The organism is Vibrio iocasae, from assembly GCF_042245395.1.
Classification (GTDB): Bacteria; Pseudomonadota; Gammaproteobacteria; order Enterobacterales; family Vibrionaceae; genus Vibrio; species Vibrio iocasae.
This window is the reverse complement of record NZ_CP145310.1, coordinates 636832-653934: the sequence shown is the minus strand read 5'-3', so window position 1 is coordinate 653934 and position 17103 is coordinate 636832. Positions and strand designations below refer to the sequence as shown.

Below are 17103 nucleotides of genomic sequence, written 5' to 3'. Positions count from 1 at the left end.
GTTTTATTGATTTGTGATCAAAGTGTTTACCATGTGCCAGGAAGCCTCTTCATCAGAGCCACCTTGTCTGCAAGCAACTCGTTTAGCCACCTTGTTAGTCGATGTCGATTTAGAGAAGGTCAACGTTCTGCACTTAAAACCCAGAGCAGAGGTATATGGTCTTCCGACTCCAACTCCCTGGTTCTCGTAGGTAATAATTGAGGTATATTCGTTGTTCAGATTGCCCCAGTAGCCAGAGTCAATAACCGGAAGCTCAGATAAGTCGTTACGCGTTTCAATCAAAGATGTTTGCGCATTAACTGTCCTGGGCTCTGAAGAGCAACCAAATATAGCTATTGAGAATAATAAGGTGGTACTTGTTTTAATAATTAAAGAATAGCTATTACTATGCGAATTACCCATAAACTCCACTTTTAATAATCGTAGAAATCAAATCAAAGTTTAATAAAACTTAAAATAAAATATACAATATGATGTACAGAAAGATACTACCGGGATTTTTTCAGATCAACATCAAGCTTGTTAGGATAATGACAATAATTCATCATCAACTCTGCATTAATATAATTAAGGTGATACATTCATATTGCGAACATCAGAATTAGCAACTCTCCTAAAAACAGACATACCTAGCAATGCATTGCTATTATTTTCAATCACTTAAAAACTCACAAAAACCCCATCAAGTTCGTTAAACTAAAATAAGATTATATTCCCAAAGAGAAATCGATAATTTATAAACGAAGCATGAATAATAGTCATGTTATAAATATCTCATACTAGTAGAGATAAAATAATATCGAATAAATAGTTATATATGTTATCACTCTGGATTTGCCATATGAGCAAATTATATTATCTACAGCATATCTATAAAGAAGATAATAAATATCTAGTTAAATCTAAATTTTAATTAATAACCAAAGTACTAGTATTGGTGAACCGTACTCTCATACAACAACCTTTCGCACATTCCACTTATCTCTTGCGAAAGTGTTGGTTAGCCCATCAAGTCCCCACAGTGAGACAATATTCTCGTAATCGATATGTAGACACACAGAATTGTGGATAGCACTTAAAGGTTTGATTACTATGATATGCAGTTCATTTTAAGGTGTTCTTGATGCTAAACGTTATTGTCATATTGTTAGCTTTGGTGATAGCCGCGATATATGGCGCGTATTATTACCGGGTAAACAAAAGGAAAAAGGCTTCCCAAGCCATACTGAACAAAAGATTGGCCAGTGTCGATAGGATAAAAAGCGGATTCAAATCTGACCTACAACGATTAACAGATCTCGGTGTAATGTCAGAGCGGGCACATAATCTTATTTATAGCCTGGCTCTTTATTACTTCGTATTTCAACCCGCAACTGACGAGAGTATTGAGCAATGTGAGAACACGCTAAAAAGTTTTCTTATGGTTATCCGTGACAAAATGCAGGACACAGAACATAACAACCCAGTTTTTATCCGGCTACATTTAGACGAGTTTGCGGATGGATTGCCCCGTAAAGTAGACGGCTACAACAAGCGGTTTTATAACAAAAAGCTTCCTATATTGATTAAACATCTGGAAGAAGCTCAGGGCATAGTCAGGCAAGAGAATGATATTATCTAACCTCAACTCGGGATAATTTAAGAAAGCCCCGGTAACGAGAAGTTACCGGGGCTTTTTTCGCATCACTTTTTCGTATAAATAATGAATGCGCTATCAACTGATTTTAAAGTAGGCCATCTCTTGTTCTAACTGAGCTGAAAGCACCTTAAGCTCTTCCGTTGATTTCGATATCGCTTCTGCCCCTTCTCCTGTTTGGATAGATTGAGCCCGAATCTCTTCCGCCCGCAGACTCACCTCTTTAGAAGCGTGACTCTGCTCTTCAGCGGCACTTGCGATCTGGTTAGTCACATCAGTAATATCCGCCACCATCTGTTCGATATCGGTAAGGGCATGATTCACCTCATGGGTAATACTGACGATTTGCCCAGCCTGACTTTGCCCCTGATTCATAGAATCCACAGAACTTTGCGCCTGCTGCTGTACTTTGACAATCATCCCCTCAATTTCTACCGTGGAATCCTGAGTACTTTTCGCTAATGCTCTGACTTCATCTGCTACGACAGCAAAACCGCGTCCTTGTTCGCCGGCTCTTGCTGCTTCAATCGCTGCGTTAAGCGCCAATAAGTTAGTTTGATCAGCAATGCCCTTAATAACATTCAAAATATCGGTGATGTCTTCTGCGCTTGCCGCAAGATCCTGGATTTGAGATGACGTGGTGTTCAGGCTTTCTGCTAACTGAGAAACACCCACTGCGGCGCTATCTGCTTTTTCTGAACCCAGTTTAACCAGTTGGTCGGCTTGGTTGGCAGAACTCGCAGCATTCGCGGCACTATCTGCTACCGAAGATGCGGTTATTTGCATCTCATCAATGGCTACGGTTACCTGATCAACAGATTTCACCTGACTCTGTACATTCAGGTTGGTTTGGTTGGCAACAACAGATAGAGACTCAGCAGCGTCTTTCTGAGATTGGGTAGCACCCATCACTTTTGAAATAGTAGAACGCAGCTGTGAAGTCATTACCGCTATCGACGCATATATACTATTTGGATATTTAACCGACTCTACCTGTTTTGAAAGATCACCTTGCGCGACTTGCTTAGTAATGGTCGCAATCTCAAGTGGTTCACCACCAACTTGCTGGAGAACTTCACGTACAATCCAATAACTCATAAACAAAACAAGTAGAAGAGACAGTATTGCGACCATCATACCAAAGTTGGAGGCAGACTCAGCCGACTGTTGTGCCTCAGTTTGTACCCGATCGACATGACTTTTTTCAGCGCTCACCAGTTGCTCAATGACCTTATCAATGGCCAAAATGTTTCGCTCACCGGCACCCTCTTCAATAAACGCGGTAAGGTCACTTAATGTCACCTTTACCTTGTTCATCTCAATACGTGCATCTATCTCTGGCTGAGCCGCTTCTTCCCGCCATTTTTTCGCTATTGCTTGCGCTTGTTCAAGTTTATTTAAAAGCTCAGAGCCATCATAATAAGCACCTGCCAGATGTTCCTTTAATGCCGATACTTGTGCTGCGAAGTCTTTTTCACCCTGAGTATAAGGAGCTAAAGCTTCCTCATTGCCTGATAGCAAGAACCCTCGCTGCCCTGTCTCTTGGTTAATTACCGCCATCAGCACAGTGTTTAGCAGCTCATAGCCATCTCTATCGTATCGTTCATCGAACTCAGCGGCCATCCCCTCAATGATAGAACGAAACTCAACAATGGTTTTAGGGCCAATATCTCTGCCGGAAAGCTCAAAGTAGCGTGTCGTAGCCGCTTCGCCCAAAGCGATCTCTTTACGCATCTCAATTTGAGGCCTGGCAGCCTCTGCCAACCATTGTTTCTGCAGCTGTTCTATCTGGTCGACTCTCGCTAATTGCTGTGGATTATTACGATAACTCTGCTCAAGTTGAGCTATTTGATTTTCAAACGAATTTAACCCTCTATCATATCGGGCAAGGAAACTCTCTTTACCTGATATTAGATACCCTCTCATACCAGATTCCATCTCCAGCATCGCTCCTCTGATCGCGCTGACTTTGGTCACCATAGACATGTCGTGGGACAGGGAGTTGTTTACATTGAGAAGACTCTTTACGGAAGAGTTTGAAAGAAAGGATAGAAGTAAAATCGCTAAGATTGGTATCGCAAAACCAAAAAGAAGCTTAGAGCTCAAGCGAAGCTTATTAAAAAACATAGGGCCACCAAAATGTCATTCCATTGAAGCAAAAGCAATTTTTTATTTATAAGCACCGAAGAAAACTTATTTCATTTCTCAGCAGCTCATTTGTAAATTACGTTTTGCTAATTCACTACGCAAATAGTATCACAGAATTGATAACTGCCAATAAATATAACTTTTGGATAAGAGGAGACAAAGTGGACATGGAATCATGTATTTGGAGCGTATGAGGCTTCGCTAAATGAAGCCTCATGTCGGTTATCGTGACACCTGTTGTAGATAGTTAAATCGGGTATTCATAAAACCCAAGCTGCTCAGATATATTTTTACCCGCTTCTTGTAGCAATCGCACGTAGTCAGACTTGCGTTTATGGTCAAAACGGATGGTTGGGAAAGAAATTGAAATACCGTAGATGATGTTACCAAAACGGTCATAAACCGGAGCGCCGATACAGTAGAGCCCTGGCTCCTGTTCTTCATTATCTTCCGCATAATGCTGCTCTCGAACCACTTTTAGCTCTTCAAGTAACTGATCTGTATTCTCCAAGGTTTTGTCTGTGCTTTTCTTAAACTCAACCTCTGCAAGAGCATTGCGAACAAACTCATCATCATGACCAGAAAGTAGCACTTTGCCAATAGCAGTTGAATAAAGCGGGTTTCTACGACCTACCCGAGAATGCATTCTAAGGCTGTAACTAGAATCAATCTTATGAATATATATGATCGAGCCTTCATCCAGAGCCCCCAAATGAACAGTTTCGTTTGTTTGCTCTGAGATGTGTCTCATTTCTTTCTCAGCAAGAGCCACAACATCCATATACTCTAGAGATTTAGAGCCAAGCTCAAACATCTTCAGTGTCAACGAATACCTGTCTGCTTCGTCTTCCTGAGAGACATAGCCCAGAGATTTCATCGTTTGCAGGAAACGATATGTCGTCGCCTTGGATGTCATTAAGCGTTGAGACAGTTCAGAAACGCCAATTTCTTTTTGTTGTCCCAGTGCCTCAAGAATACTAAAAACTTTTAAAACTGAAGATACAGCTTCCGGCTGTGTTGCCTTGCTCATTTACGTTACCTCGAAAAAAACGTCTCGTGATTATAATCCAAAACTTCAAATGACCTAGTAATTTCTAAAATCACTTTTTACAAATATAAAGCCTATCTCACATATAATCCAATGACGTAAACTTTTTTAATGAAATGGCGTTTTAATCTTTAATTGATCATAGACCATAAATATTGTTATGCTAGTTCAAAGACTCGACAACATCGAGTAATAGCACCCGTTGCAAACATGAGAGGACACCAAGAAATGCTTGAATCATTCAACTTAGAAGGAAAAGTGGCGATCGTTACAGGTTGTGATACAGGGCTAGGCCAGGGCATGGCTCTAGGCCTCGCGAAAGCTGGCTGTGACATTGTTGGAGTTAACATCGTCGAGCCTCAGGAGACGATTGAAATAATCAAACAAACCGGTCGCAAGTTTATCGATATACGCGCAAATCTGATGAAGTTGGACGACATTCCTTCGATTGTCGATCGTGCCGTTACTGAGCTCGGTCGTATCGATATCCTCGTAAACAATGCCGGTATCATCCGTCGTAATGACGCCATCGACTTTTCGGAACAAGACTGGGATGACGTAATGAACATTAACATCAAGTCTGTTTTCTTCATGTCTCAGGCCGTTGCAAAGCAATTTATTGCTCAAGGTGAAGGTGGAAAAATCATCAATATCGCCTCAATGCTCTCGTACCAGGGAGGAATTCGGGTACCTTCTTATACCGCATCAAAGAGTGGAGTGATGGGCGTAACTCGTTTAATGGCTAACGAGTGGGCTAAAGAAGGGATCAACGTCAATGCCATTGCTCCTGGCTATATGGCGACAAACAATACGGCAGCGCTTCGTGCAGACGAATCGAGAAACCGTGAAATTCTGGATAGAATTCCGGCGGATCGTTGGGGTACGCCAAAAGATCTTGCTGGCCCATGCGTCTTTTTAGCTTCAAATGCATCTGATTACATCAATGGTTACACCATTGCTGTCGATGGCGGTTGGTTAGCAAGATAATCACCAGAGTTGGTGATTCCAAAAGGGGCAGAAGTTGGAAATTAATTTATTTTTAATTGCACAAGCGCTTGGCTTTGTTAGCTTTGGGTTAGGTATCTCTACCTTTTATCAAAAGGATGATAGAAAACTTAAGATCCTGATGCTTGTCTTTAATCTTAACCACCTTCTGCACTATCTATTGCTCGGTTCGATGATGTCAACGCTCGCAGCTGCACTTTCTGCGGTACGAACAGGAACATCCATATATGTCTCCTCAAAGCGTGTCGCAATCCTATTTATCGTGCTGGGTTTAATTCTAGGCCTCTACGCTGCTGAACAGTGGTGGACGTTATTCCCGATTGCCGGTACGGCCATCGGCACCTATGCCATGTTTGCTACGCAAGGAATACGGATGAGGCTCTATTTCTTGTTGGGAGCATGTTGTTGGCTAACGAACAATATCATTGTCGGCTCTTATGGTGGTGTGTTACTGGAACTCACTGTAATAACCATGAACATGATTACCATATTTCGCTTGTCTAAAAGTCGAGCAAAAGAAAAAGATCAAACAGTATGTCAAAGCTAGGAGACATAAATGCTTATCCAGAATATCGCTGTTATTGGCGAGTGCATGGTTGAACTCAAGAAAACTAAAGAATCGCTTATACAAGGTTTTGGCGGAGATACGTTAAATACGGCCGTTTACCTTTCACGCCTTACAAATTCTCACGCTATTACCACGTCATATGTCACCGCTTTGGGTAGTGACCCGTTCAGCAAAGATATGTTGAAATCGTGGCAGAAAGAGGGAATCCAAACCGAGTTAGTGCGAATTTCGGATGATAAGGTTGCCGGTATTTATGCCATCGAAACTACGGATGAAGGAGAGAGAAGCTTCTACTACTGGCGTAATGATTCTGCAGCAAAGTACTGGTTGCGCACCCTGCCCCTCGACACTCTCATAAATCAGCTATCAGATCATCAGATGATATACCTCAGCGGCATCAGTCTGGCAATTTTGCCTGAAGATTGTAGGGATAAGCTCATTAGCGCATTAAAAGTGTGTCGTGAACGCGGTGTAGCGATTTCGTTCGACAACAACTATCGGCTTGCTTTGTGGAGCAGCCCTGCCCTAGCGCAGAAGTGGTACACCGAGATACTTGCTCTGACCAACATTGCTTTTTTGACCTTTGATGACGAGATGTTGTTGTGGGGAGATAAGGAGATAAGTGAATCCGTAGGAAGAACAAGGTCTCTTGGTGTAGAAGAAATCGTGATCAAATGTGGCGGTGATGCTTGCCTTGTTATATCGGGGCAGGAAGAGTTCTCAGTCGCACCAACGCCTGTCGATAATATTGTTGATACAACGGCTGCCGGAGACTCTTTTAGTGCGGGTTACCTTGCAAAGCGAATCCTTGGTGGGAGTTGTACCGAGTCCGCTAAGGCAGGACATACTTTGGCTGGCACAGTTATTCAACACCATGGTGCTGTCATATCGAAAGAACTAATGCCACAAATTTAAGGAAAATGTAATGAAAGACCTAAATAAACAATTGCAGGAGTTAAAAGTTGTCCCTGTTATTGCCATTCAAGATTCGTCAAAAGCGGTAAAACTCGCTCAGGTTCTCATCGAAAATGGACTACCTTGTGCAGAGATAACATTCAGAACGCCTGAGGCAGCACAGGCTATAGCAAACATGCGAGAAGCCTATCCTGAGATGTTAATTGGTGCTGGTACTGTACTGACCACGGAGCAAGTTGATACCGCTATCGAATCAGGTGTGGACTTTATCGTTAGCCCGGGTTTCAACCCTACAACTGTGAAGTACTGTCAGCAGCGGAATATCACCATTATTCCGGGTATCAACAACCCAAGCCTTGTCGAACAGGCAATGGAAATGGGCCTGGATACACTAAAGTTTTTCCCCGCTGAACCATCGGGTGGTACTGCAATGTTAAAAGCACTTACAGCCGTTTACCCGGTGAAGTTTATGCCAACTGGCGGGGTAAGTCCGAGGAACGTCAATGATTACCTTGCTATTCCGTCTGTACTGGCATGTGGTGGTACCTGGATGGTGCCGGGCAACCTGGTAGAAGAAGAGCGCTGGGAAGAGCTGGCAGGCCTAGTCTCTGAAGTTGCAAACATTACGGGATAATGTCCATAAAAGGGGATGCAAAATCCCCCAACATGCTTTCCAGCAACTAGTGGGCCTAAAGTCTTCTTTTGGCCCTTTAAATCACTATATGCAAGTCATTAAACTCAAGTCACAACATTCAAGTTCAGTTCATTCGCTACTTTCAAAAGCTCATGCTTTGCATTTTCGATATCTTCAATATGATGATGAACCGTTGCAGAGTTGAGTGTCATATATGGAATTGTCAGTATCGCCATTACCTCTCCTAAAACGCCCAATATAGGAACACTGATATTAGTCACCCCTGAAATCTGAGGGCTGGCCCCTACGTAATAACCATCTTCCAACGTTTTCTCAATATGGCTTAAGGTGTAGGCAATTTCTTCTTTCGTCGCATCCGTCTGACTTTCCAATATCGCACTTCTTGTTTCTTCAGTACTGAAGCTCAGTAGCACAACACCGGAACCTGACGCACAAATATCGAGTGAAGCTCCTAAACGCAAACCAAAACCCATCTTGTATGGGCTTTCCTGACGAGCAACGACAATAAGTTCACTGTTTTCGTAACGACTAAGATGACACGACTGGTTTAACTTCAGACTTAGCTCTTCCATAAGAGGCTTAGCACGTTTCAGCAATTGAGCGATAGGTGGATGTTGATTTGATAAGGCAAACATTTTCAATGTTAGTGAGTAGACGGAAAACTCACTATCGAACTTTATATACTGCCTATCCACCAGCACAGATAACATACGAAATATCTCATTGATGCTACGATCAAGTTTTTCTGCTATCTGCTTTTTGGTCAGTGGCTCTTCTTCTGCCGCCAGTAGCTCTATGATATCCAACCCTTTCTCAAGAGCTGGTGCACGGTATTCCGTTTTCTTTTCCGCTTCCATTAATTACTTCACTTGTTCACCGGGTTGTTTTTTAAATCGATCAATCTAACGCCCGGTACTGTTTTTTGTCATTGATTTGATATCAACGAGTAACGAAAAAAGCCCCACCTATGTGGAGCCTTGCCAAATATCTACTTTACCGAACCAATCCCATCAACTGGGGAATCGTCATCGAAATTGCCGGAATATAGGTCACTGCCATCAACACGAGGAAAATTACCGCGAAGAACGGAAGCAACGTCTTTATCACATGATCAATTTTGACATCACTGACCTTGCAACCAGTAAATAGTATTGGCCCCACAGGCGGGGTAATTGTACCCAGAGAGAGGTTAAATACTAGCAAAATACCGAATTGAACGGGGTCCATTCCCAGATTCACACAGATTGGTAAGAAAATCGGAGTAAAAATAAGTACCGCTGGAGTCGGATCCATAAATGTTCCGACAAAAAGCAGAATCACATTAATTATCAGCAAAATCACGATTGGGTTATCAGTTAACGCCAGCAACGTATCGGCAATCACTCCCGGAATCTGGGTAAATGCCATTACCCACGACATGATCGAAGAAGCCGCAATCATAAATATAACAATCGCTGTTAGCTTCGCTGTTGCCAATAAGATATCAGGTAACTGCTCAATTTTTAGAGCCTTATAGATAAACCCAAGCGCCAATGAGTACACCACCGCAATTGCTGAAGCTTCTGTCGGGGTGAAAACTCCGGCAAGAATGCCACCGATCACCACAACGACGAGCGACAAGCTTGGTATGGCATCGATGAGCAGCTTAAATCGCTCTGAAATACTCAGCACATGTTTGGACATGTAGCCACGACGGTACGCCATGATCCCTGCCACCAACATAACACCACCACCCCAAAGCAGCCCTGGCAAGTAACCACCCATAAACAATGCCGAGATAGAAACCGAGCCTGCAACAGTCGCATATACGATAAGCGTATTACTCGGAGGAATGAGCATCCCGGTTGGAGCAGAAGCAATATTTACTGCCGTCCTGAAAGCCGAATCATAACCCTCTTTCTTTTGGATAGGGTTCATGATCCCACCAATCGCTGCAGCCGAAGCTACGCCAGAGCCGCTTATGGAACCAAAAAGCATGTTTGAAACCACATTCGTTTGTGCCAATGCTCCGGGAAAGTAACCAGTAACAATGCGAGAGCAGTTAATTAATCGGATGGCAATGCCTCCGTTATTCATGATGTTACCCGCAAGGATAAAAAACGGTATGGCAAGCAAAGCAAAGCTATCTAAACCTGTAAACATACGCTGAGCAGCTGTTGTTGTTGCACCAGTCAATGGCAGGATACTCACCATAGCGGCAAAAGAAGGTAATCCAATACTGATACCGATTGGAGCGCCTACCACGAGTAAGAAAATCGCTCCGCCAAACATAATCAATGCAGCGAGTGAAGCAGCATCCATACAATTACCCTCTCACACTAAGTTTTTGATATTTATTAATGAGTTTCACTTGATTGATAACGAAATAGATCAAGATAAGTACCGCAGCAATCGGTAATGCGGAGTAAATAATACCCATAGGTATTTCCAGCGCTGAATCCTGCTGCCACATCTGACGAACTGATGCTTTGTAACCGCCTTGCCACATTACGATATAAGCAAAAAACGCTATCGCCCATTCAACTGCAATATCGACGATGACACCCGTTTTAGAAGAGAACTTGTCACGCACATACGTAATCGCCATATGCTCTCTCAGGCCAAACACATAAGCACCACCAATCAAAACAAGCCAGACAAACAAGTAACGGGACAACACCTCACTTACCGCACTCGGACTGTCAAACACATAGCGAGTAACAACCTGATAGGTAACGAGAACCGTTAATAATGCCATGATTGCAATACATGCCCGCTCGACACACCAATCAATGACTTTTTTTACTTTCTCTGCCCAGATAAACAATTTTTCCACTAGAGTCTTTCCTTACCCTAAGTACTGAGCCAGGCCAAAAAGCCTGGCTCTGATACGGTTAGCTCAGTTCACTGATTACTTTAGTTAGTGCTTTCTGTGCATCAGTTTTAATGAGTTTTTGCTTAAGCGGTTTGCAACTTTCCTGGAACTGCTTCACATCAACATCCATAAACTTCGCGCCATTTTCTTCTGCAACAGCACGTGCTTTGCCAATGGTCGCATTCCATTTAGCAAACTCATCTACCGTCGATTCTTTAGCAAGACGGCGAATGGTCGCCTGATCTTCTGCCGACATAGAGTTCATGAAATCATCGCTGATCACGACTAAGTCAGGAACCATCAAGTGAGACGTTTTACTAAAGTAAGGCGCAACTTCATAATGCTTCATGTCTGCATAAGTGATCTCGTTGTTTTCACCTCCGTCCAGAACACCTTGCTGCACAGCTGTGTACACTTCTCCCTGACTCATAGGCACACCAGTTCCGCCCATACAACCCAACATTTCAACCATGGTGTTAGATTGCATTACTCGGATCTTTTGCCCTTTCATATCCGCCACTGATTGAACGTTACTTCCTTTGGTATAAATATTACGAGAGCCTGCGGTGTAAGCAGCCAATACCTCAAAACCAAACTTCTTAGTTGAAGCAAACAGTTCGTCCAGCACTCCTGAAGTAAATACTTCTTCCTGATGCTCAATACCCGTGTACGCAAAAGGCATACCGATTGCAGTGAAAGTATTGTCATAGTTTTCAATCAGTGGGTTCGCAACTACTGCCATTTGCACAGCGCCTGTCTGAACCAACTCCAGAGCAGCTCGCTGGTCTCCCAACAATGCATTCGGGAAAATGTTAACTTTATAACGACCATCAGTCGCTGCTTCCAGTTGCTTACCAAACTCTTCCAACGCCAGGTACTGTGGGTGGCTATCAGATTGGTTAAAAGCAGCCTTGATTTCTGTCGCTGCTGAAGCGATAGATGAAAATCCTAAAGAACTACTTACCGCTACTGCTAATGCAGCAAACTTTATTGCTTTAGATTTAAACATGTTATGTCTCCGTATAAGGTACAGTTATTATATAGTTAACGTATTAATTCCATATTGATGAAATCCATATCATCAAACGTTTGGTTTTCTCCCAGCATTCCCCAGATGAAACTATAGTTTTGAGTTCCACACCCAGAGTGAATAGACCAACTAGGAGATAAAACAAGTTGCTTGTCACGAACAATAATATGGCGAGTCTCTTCCGGCTCCCCCATGAAATGGAAGACAACCTGAGATGGTTTCACGTTGAAATACAGATATGCTTCCATCCGTCTTTCGTGTGTATGCGCCGGCATCGTATTCCAGACACTGCCTGGCTGAAGATGGGTAATGCCCATACATAGCTGACACGTTGGCAACACATCCGGATGCAAGTATTGATTTATCACTCTTGCGTTGGCGTTATCTATTGAGCCTAGTTTAACCTTTTTTGCTTCTTCCTTAGTGATAAGGCGAGATGGATGCGAATAATGGGCTGGTGCACTCAAACAGTAAAGAATGGCATCTTGTTCACTATCCAGTGACGTGAACTCGACTTCTTGTTCCCCTTTCCCCAAGTAAAGAGCGTCCAGGCATTCAAGTGTATAGGTACCAGATTGGGTTTTTATCTCAGTTCTTCCACCTAGGTTGACGATACCCAGCTCTCTTCTTTCAAGGAAAAAGTCTGTACCAAACGCTTTCTTGTCGACGTAGTCATCAAGCTTAATTGATTCTTCTTTCGGGCATACACCGATGGCAACGGTACGATCAATATGGCTGTAAACCATGTTCACGCCACCGGCTGTAAATAATTCTTCTGTTAAAAACTCATCCCTTAATCTCTGCGTATCGTACGACTTCGCATCAATGGGGTTGCTGTTGTAATTGATAAACATGCTAGTACTCCTGTTGGATAAGTTCATAATACAACCAATTCATATTTGATCAATAACACTCAAATATGAATTTCGGTTTATGTGATCAAATCTATATATTTTTAAAACGGCGTTTCTATTTTTACAATAAAACGAATCCAAGGAGCCCTCACTGTGTTATTGCTTATTCTTTAGGCACAAAAAAAGCCGCTAAATGCGGCTAGAAAGTTCAGGTTTGTTGGGAAGACGTTGCTCTTCCTTGCTAGAAAGTCACCTATTAATTTATAAAATCAATCACTTAAACAAAAGGTATCGCAACGTGAAGCACAGATAAAATCGTTTTTGTGCAGGCCTTTGATCGAGTGGCTCCACCATGTCACGGTTACTTTACCCCATTCCAATAAGATAGAAGGATGATGAAACTGATCTTCCGCTAACTCTGCGATTTGATTACTGAACGCCCACGCCTGCTTGAAGTTCTTAAATTTATACACCTTCTCAAGCTGCGGGATGCCGTCTCTTTCCACGATCTGCCAGTCAGTCAACTCTAATAGCAAAGACTGTTGCTCATCTTTATTAAGCGCGATTGCATCGATACTGCAGGCTTCGCATTTTTGTTCATTCAACATGTACTGGTTCCTTAGGTTCAAAAAGTGGTGGTAGTAATCCCGCTTCTATCGCGAGATCAGCTTGCTGTAATAAGTTTTTTTGGCCAATTTCAAATAGCTCAGACAGCCCCTCAATGACATAGTATTTAGGCTGCATAATGTCGATGCGATAAGGCGTTCTTAGGACTGTTTGTATCTCAAACTCTTCATGAATCGCTACATCCCCTTCCAGCGCATAAATGGTTTCTGCCGGAGACGAAAGAATACCTCCGCCATAGATTTTCAGTTTCTGTCCTTCCTGAACTAAGCCAAACTCAACCGTAAACCAATACAAACGAGCAAGATAAGCACGTTGCTTAGGAGTGGCTACCTTTCCTAATTTTCCATAGCGCTCAGTGAAAGCCGCGAAATCGGTGTTGGTCAACATGGCACAATGGCCAAATATTTCATGGAAAAAATCCGGCTCTTGTAAATAGTCCAATTCCTCACGTGTTCTTAAAAACGTTGCAACAGGAAATCGCTTGTTAGCGAGCAAATCAAAGAAACGATCGAAATCAATCAATGCAGGAACTGGCTGTACCTGCCAACCTGTTGTTTCCTTAAGCACTTTATTTATCTCGGGGAGCTGAGGAACCCTGTCTAATGGCAGATTAAGCAAGGTCAAACCATATAAATATGCATCGCAAGCACGACCCTTGATTACGCTCAGTTGCCTTGTCACCAAGTCGTGCCAAATGGCATCTTCTTCGAGGCTCCACTCAACCCAGCCCTCTTGACTAACGGGCTTCGAATGATATTGAGTCATGATACACCTCCTAAAAAATCTCCTCCTTTAAGCCTACCTCCACTCCTGATAAGCGCCAGTTTACGCCACTTTTCGAACGCGGCCTTTCTGTAACATTTTATTTACACAATTCTGTTGGATGCTTATTTTACTGATCTTTTGACTTTGTAAAACCTGAATACCAGACTAAAGATGTTAATTGCATGTTACAGGAAATAAAATGCACGGAAGCAATAAACCAATTTGGAAACCAAGTGACCAACGTATCGCTCATGCCAACATAGCCCGATTTATGGATAGCCTCACTCAATCGGAGAGGAAGCTAAAAACCTACGCAGATCTCCAACAATGGTCGGTGGAGCATCCCGAGTCGTTTTGGCAAAACGTATGGCAGTTTTGTGAGATGATGGGTTCACAAGGCGACCAGGTATTACAACAAGGTGAAAGCCGCTGGCAGCAACCGAAATCCCATCGGGACGCGGTTTGGTTTCCAGGATCACTAGTCAACTATGCAGAAAACTTGTTGTGTTCTGCCGAGTCGTTATCAAAGGAACAGGCAATTTGGTTTGAAAATGAGCGTGGAGAGCAACAGATCTATACTTGGCAAGATCTATGTGAGGAAGTCTCATGCGTTCAGCAGTGGCTTGTAGATTGTGGTGTGCAACAGGGCGATGTAGTCGCGGCTTACACACCTTATCTGCCGCAAACCGTAATCGCTATGCTTGCCACCACAAGCCTTGGGGCTGTTTGGACATCTACCTCACCAGACTTTGGCGTAGAGAGTGTGATAGAACGATTTGGTCAAGTAAAACCCAAGGTTCTGTTCACCTGCGATGGCTATACATTTAATGGCAAGTCGTTCGATATGATAGACAAAAACCGCAAAGTCATTGAACACTTAAATGGGCTAAAGCGGGTGAGTTCCATTAGTTATTTAAATCAAGAGAACGATTTGAAATCGCATAGCATTGAGCCAAATGTACCGATCCAGAACTGGCAGGACATTATCAATCATTTTCAGCCTCAACCTTTGGAGTTTACCCGTGTAGAGTTCAATAGCCCTTTGTTTGTTCTTTATTCTTCTGGAACGACAGGGAAGCCAAAGTGCATTGTCCATTCCGTCGGTGGCACCATTATCAATCACCTAAAAGAACATCAGCTTCATTGCGATATTAAGCCAAGAGACCGTGTGTTCTACTACACCACCTGTGGTTGGATGATGTGGAACTGGCATGTTTCATCGCTCGCTAGTGGTGCTTGCCTGGTGATCTTTGATGGTAGCCCGGTTTATCCGCATCCTGATGTTCTATGGGATTTAGCACAACGAGCATATGTATCGGTTTTCGGTACCTCAGCCAAGTATTTAGAAACAATTGAGAAAGAGGAACTTTCTCCAGTCGAGAGTCACACTCTTCCTCATTTAAAAACACTCTGCTCGACCGGTTCTGTACTCTACCCGGAACAGTTCGACTACGTTTATAAGCACATCAAGCAAGATCTACATTTAGCGTCTATTTCTGGTGGTACGGATATTTGCGGCTGCTTTGTATTGGGCAACCCTATATCCCCAGTTTATCGGGGAGAGTGTCAACACGCAGGTCTAGGAGTCGATATCAAGGTGTTCAACTCATCGGGTCAAACGGTCATTCAAGAACGAGGTGAACTGGTGTGTACCAATTCACTTCCCAATTTCCCAACAGGGTTTTGGAATGACACTGGTGAACGCTATCACAACGCATACTGGGACAAGTTCGACAACGTGTGGCATCACGGTGACGAAGTAGAACAAAGCATCCATGGTGGCTACCTGTTCTACGGACGTGGTGACACCACGCTCAACCCCGGTGGTGTAAGAATTGGTACTGCCGAGATTTATCAGCAAGTGAATACTATTAAAGGCATTGTCGATTCCATCGCGGTAGGAAAAGAGATCGACCGTGATGAGCAGATATGGCTGTTTGTTCAATTGCAGCAAAATACCACTCTGGATGAACACTTGGTGGCAACCATCAAGAACAAACTCAAATCCTCTTGCTCACCGAGGCACGTTCCAAGCCAAATAATTGCGATAAGTGACGTGCCGAAAACACGCTCTGGAAAGCTAGTTGAGTTAGCCGTGAAACAGATTATCAATGGCAAGACGGTCGAAAATCTTGGTGCGATTGCAAACTCGGAAGTGTTGGAAGAGATAAAGCGTGTTGCTTTTCAGAAACAATAAGCCCTCCACGGATTGAAATCCGTGGGGGCTTACCTGCTCTTAATACTTAGTGTATTTAAGTCAGCGCTTGATAACTGGTATTCGTTTAAATCTATACGTTCGCATCCGCTTGGTTCTCAGGCATCGCATGAACAAAGGCTGGCAGTTGATTACACGCTTCGACAATCGCGTTAATCAACGGATAAGCGGACATATCCACATCAAAGCGTAGCGCGTTATAGACTTGTGGCACCAGACAGATATCTACAATACAGGGTGAATCCGCCAGGCTATACACCGAATCACCATGTAACTTACGGTGTTTTGCTAACTTCTCTTCTATCGCGCTGAACCCTTGGTGAACCCAGTGTTGAATCCAATCCAGCTTATCTTTCTGTTTGCACGACAACTCCCCCTCCAAATACTGCAACACACGCAGATTGTTCAGTGGGTGAACTTCTATCGCGATATCCTGAGCCAACGCCAACGCTTGATAACGCAGCGGTGTCTGCTCTGGAATAAGGGAGATTTCAGGGTAGCTTTCATCTAAATATTGAAGAATAGCTAACGACTGATTAAGCCGAAGCTCACCATCCACCAGCACTGGTACCAATTCACTGGCATTAAGCTCATGATATTGTGAATCGTGTTGCTCTCCACCATTGCGAACCAAATGCACCGATTTAGATTCATAGTTGAGCTGTTTTAGATTCAAGCCAATACGCACCCGATAAGCCGCTGAAGATCGCCAATAACCATAGAGTGTGATGCTCTCGTTCATAGTCCCTCTCTGTAACCATAATTGTGTGGTTAACTGCTTCT

17 protein-coding genes are annotated in these 17103 nt (G+C 43.2%); 6 read left to right on the top strand and 11 right to left on the bottom strand.

Annotated elements, in window-relative coordinates; translation table 11 throughout:
• Positions 1-3: 3 nt before the first annotated feature.
• Positions 4-282: a hypothetical protein gene (locus tag SNR28_RS02990; RefSeq protein ID WP_375749540.1), complete on the bottom strand. Its 279-nt coding sequence runs from the start codon at positions 280-282 to the stop codon at positions 4-6.
• Positions 283-1123: 841 nt separating this feature from the next.
• Between SNR28_RS02990 and SNR28_RS02985 the strand changes: the two genes are divergently transcribed.
• A complete protein-coding gene (locus SNR28_RS02985; protein ID WP_375749539.1) occupies positions 1124-1621 on the top strand; it encodes a hypothetical protein in 498 nt (165 codons plus the stop codon).
• A gap of 93 nt (positions 1622-1714) precedes the next feature.
• On the opposite strand, the gene SNR28_RS02980 is transcribed toward SNR28_RS02985, so the two are convergent.
• Both SNR28_RS02980 and kdgR read right to left on the bottom strand, forming a co-directional pair.
• Positions 1715-3763 carry a methyl-accepting chemotaxis protein gene (locus tag SNR28_RS02980; RefSeq protein WP_375749538.1) on the bottom strand — a complete coding sequence of 683 codons (2049 nt, stop codon included), beginning with the start codon at positions 3761-3763 and terminating at the stop codon, positions 1715-1717.
• Between the two features lie 268 nt (positions 3764-4031).
• On the bottom strand, positions 4032-4814 hold the full coding sequence (gene kdgR, locus SNR28_RS02975; protein ID WP_375749537.1) for a DNA-binding transcriptional regulator KdgR: 783 nt from the start codon (positions 4812-4814) through the stop codon (positions 4032-4034).
• 246 nt (positions 4815-5060) lie between these two features.
• Here kdgR and kduD point away from each other — a divergent pair, with 246 nt between their 5' ends.
• Genes kduD through SNR28_RS02955 form a run of 4 tightly spaced genes read left to right on the top strand, consistent with a single transcriptional unit; the run spans position 5061 to position 7954 of the window.
• On the top strand, positions 5061-5819 hold the full coding sequence (gene kduD / locus SNR28_RS02970; RefSeq protein ID WP_375749536.1) for a 2-dehydro-3-deoxy-D-gluconate 5-dehydrogenase KduD: 759 nt from the start codon (positions 5061-5063) through the stop codon (positions 5817-5819).
• 40 nt (positions 5820-5859) lie between these two features.
• The gene (locus SNR28_RS02965) at positions 5860-6384 is read left to right on the top strand and encodes a YgjV family protein (RefSeq protein ID WP_375749944.1); all 525 of its coding nucleotides are present in this window, start codon (positions 5860-5862) and stop codon (positions 6382-6384) included.
• Between the two features lie 9 nt (positions 6385-6393).
• The gene (locus tag SNR28_RS02960; RefSeq protein WP_375749535.1) at positions 6394-7320 is read left to right on the top strand and encodes a sugar kinase; all 927 of its coding nucleotides are present in this window, start codon (positions 6394-6396) and stop codon (positions 7318-7320) included.
• Between the two features lie 10 nt (positions 7321-7330).
• Positions 7331-7954 carry a bifunctional 4-hydroxy-2-oxoglutarate aldolase/2-dehydro-3-deoxy-phosphogluconate aldolase gene (locus SNR28_RS02955; protein ID WP_375749534.1) on the top strand — a complete coding sequence of 208 codons (624 nt, stop codon included), beginning with the start codon at positions 7331-7333 and terminating at the stop codon, positions 7952-7954.
• Between the two features lie 104 nt (positions 7955-8058).
• Here the strand turns inward: SNR28_RS02955 and SNR28_RS02950 are convergent, their stop codons facing one another.
• The 7 genes from SNR28_RS02950 to phhA all read right to left on the bottom strand — a co-directional run bounded on the left by SNR28_RS02950 (position 8059) and on the right by phhA (position 14105).
• Entirely contained in the window at positions 8059-8832 is a 774-nt protein-coding gene (locus SNR28_RS02950) for an IclR family transcriptional regulator (protein WP_375749533.1), read from the bottom strand.
• A 136-nt stretch (positions 8833-8968) separates the two neighbouring features.
• The gene (locus SNR28_RS02945) at positions 8969-10276 is read right to left on the bottom strand and encodes a TRAP transporter large permease (protein WP_375749532.1); all 1308 of its coding nucleotides are present in this window, start codon (positions 10274-10276) and stop codon (positions 8969-8971) included.
• A 4-nt stretch (positions 10277-10280) separates the two neighbouring features.
• Positions 10281-10790 (bottom strand): TRAP transporter small permease, encoded by a 510-nt coding sequence (locus SNR28_RS02940; protein WP_375749531.1) that lies wholly within the window; start codon positions 10788-10790, stop codon positions 10281-10283.
• A gap of 58 nt (positions 10791-10848) precedes the next feature.
• Positions 10849-11838, bottom strand: coding sequence for a TRAP transporter substrate-binding protein (locus SNR28_RS02935; protein WP_375749530.1), 990 nt, complete (start codon positions 11836-11838; stop codon positions 10849-10851).
• Between the two features lie 35 nt (positions 11839-11873).
• Complete coding sequence (kduI, locus tag SNR28_RS02930; protein ID WP_375749529.1) at positions 11874-12713, bottom strand: 5-dehydro-4-deoxy-D-glucuronate isomerase; 840 nt, start codon at positions 12711-12713, stop codon at positions 11874-11876.
• A gap of 269 nt (positions 12714-12982) precedes the next feature.
• Positions 12983-13321 carry a 4a-hydroxytetrahydrobiopterin dehydratase gene (locus SNR28_RS02925; protein WP_375749528.1) on the bottom strand — a complete coding sequence of 113 codons (339 nt, stop codon included), beginning with the start codon at positions 13319-13321 and terminating at the stop codon, positions 12983-12985.
• On the bottom strand, positions 13311-14105 hold the full coding sequence (phhA, locus tag SNR28_RS02920) for a phenylalanine 4-monooxygenase (protein WP_375749527.1): 795 nt from the start codon (positions 14103-14105) through the stop codon (positions 13311-13313). The genes SNR28_RS02925 and phhA overlap by 11 nt, the downstream gene beginning before the upstream one ends.
• Positions 14106-14304: 199 nt before the next feature.
• On the opposite strand from phhA, the gene SNR28_RS02915 reads away from it, so the two are divergent.
• A complete protein-coding gene (locus SNR28_RS02915; RefSeq protein ID WP_375749526.1) occupies positions 14305-16302 on the top strand; it encodes an acetoacetate--CoA ligase in 1998 nt (665 codons plus the stop codon).
• Positions 16303-16393: 91 nt separating this feature from the next.
• Here SNR28_RS02915 and maiA read toward each other — a convergent pair whose 3' ends face one another.
• Positions 16394-17062, bottom strand: a complete 669-nt coding sequence (maiA, locus tag SNR28_RS02910; protein WP_375749525.1) for a maleylacetoacetate isomerase — start codon at positions 17060-17062, stop codon at positions 16394-16396.
• Between the last annotated feature and the right edge of the window lie 41 nt (positions 17063-17103).

Excerpts from the sequence above, each read along its gene's own strand:
- SNR28_RS02985 (WP_375749539.1), top strand. The coding sequence starts at position 1,124 with ATGCTAAACGTTATTGTCATATTGTTAGCTTTGGTGATAGCCGCGATA.
- SNR28_RS02980 (WP_375749538.1), bottom strand. The coding sequence starts at position 3,763 with ATGTTTTTTAATAAGCTTCGCTTGAGCTCTAAGCTTCTTTTTGGTTTT.
- kdgR (WP_375749537.1), bottom strand. The coding sequence starts at position 4,814 with ATGAGCAAGGCAACACAGCCGGAAGCTGTATCTTCAGTTTTAAAAGTT.
- kduD (WP_375749536.1), top strand. The coding sequence starts at position 5,061 with ATGCTTGAATCATTCAACTTAGAAGGAAAAGTGGCGATCGTTACAGGT.
- SNR28_RS02960 (WP_375749535.1), top strand. The coding sequence starts at position 6,394 with ATGCTTATCCAGAATATCGCTGTTATTGGCGAGTGCATGGTTGAACTC.
- SNR28_RS02955 (WP_375749534.1), top strand. The coding sequence starts at position 7,331 with ATGAAAGACCTAAATAAACAATTGCAGGAGTTAAAAGTTGTCCCTGTT.
- SNR28_RS02950 (WP_375749533.1), bottom strand. The coding sequence starts at position 8,832 with ATGGAAGCGGAAAAGAAAACGGAATACCGTGCACCAGCTCTTGAGAAA.
- SNR28_RS02945 (WP_375749532.1), bottom strand. The coding sequence starts at position 10,276 with ATGGATGCTGCTTCACTCGCTGCATTGATTATGTTTGGCGGAGCGATT.
- SNR28_RS02935 (WP_375749530.1), bottom strand. The coding sequence starts at position 11,838 with ATGTTTAAATCTAAAGCAATAAAGTTTGCTGCATTAGCAGTAGCGGTA.
- kduI (WP_375749529.1), bottom strand. The coding sequence starts at position 12,713 with ATGTTTATCAATTACAACAGCAACCCCATTGATGCGAAGTCGTACGAT.
- SNR28_RS02925 (WP_375749528.1), bottom strand. The coding sequence starts at position 13,321 with ATGTTGAATGAACAAAAATGCGAAGCCTGCAGTATCGATGCAATCGCG.
- phhA (WP_375749527.1), bottom strand. The coding sequence starts at position 14,105 with ATGACTCAATATCATTCGAAGCCCGTTAGTCAAGAGGGCTGGGTTGAG.
- SNR28_RS02915 (WP_375749526.1), top strand. The coding sequence starts at position 14,305 with ATGCACGGAAGCAATAAACCAATTTGGAAACCAAGTGACCAACGTATC.
- maiA (WP_375749525.1), bottom strand. The coding sequence starts at position 17,062 with ATGAACGAGAGCATCACACTCTATGGTTATTGGCGATCTTCAGCGGCT.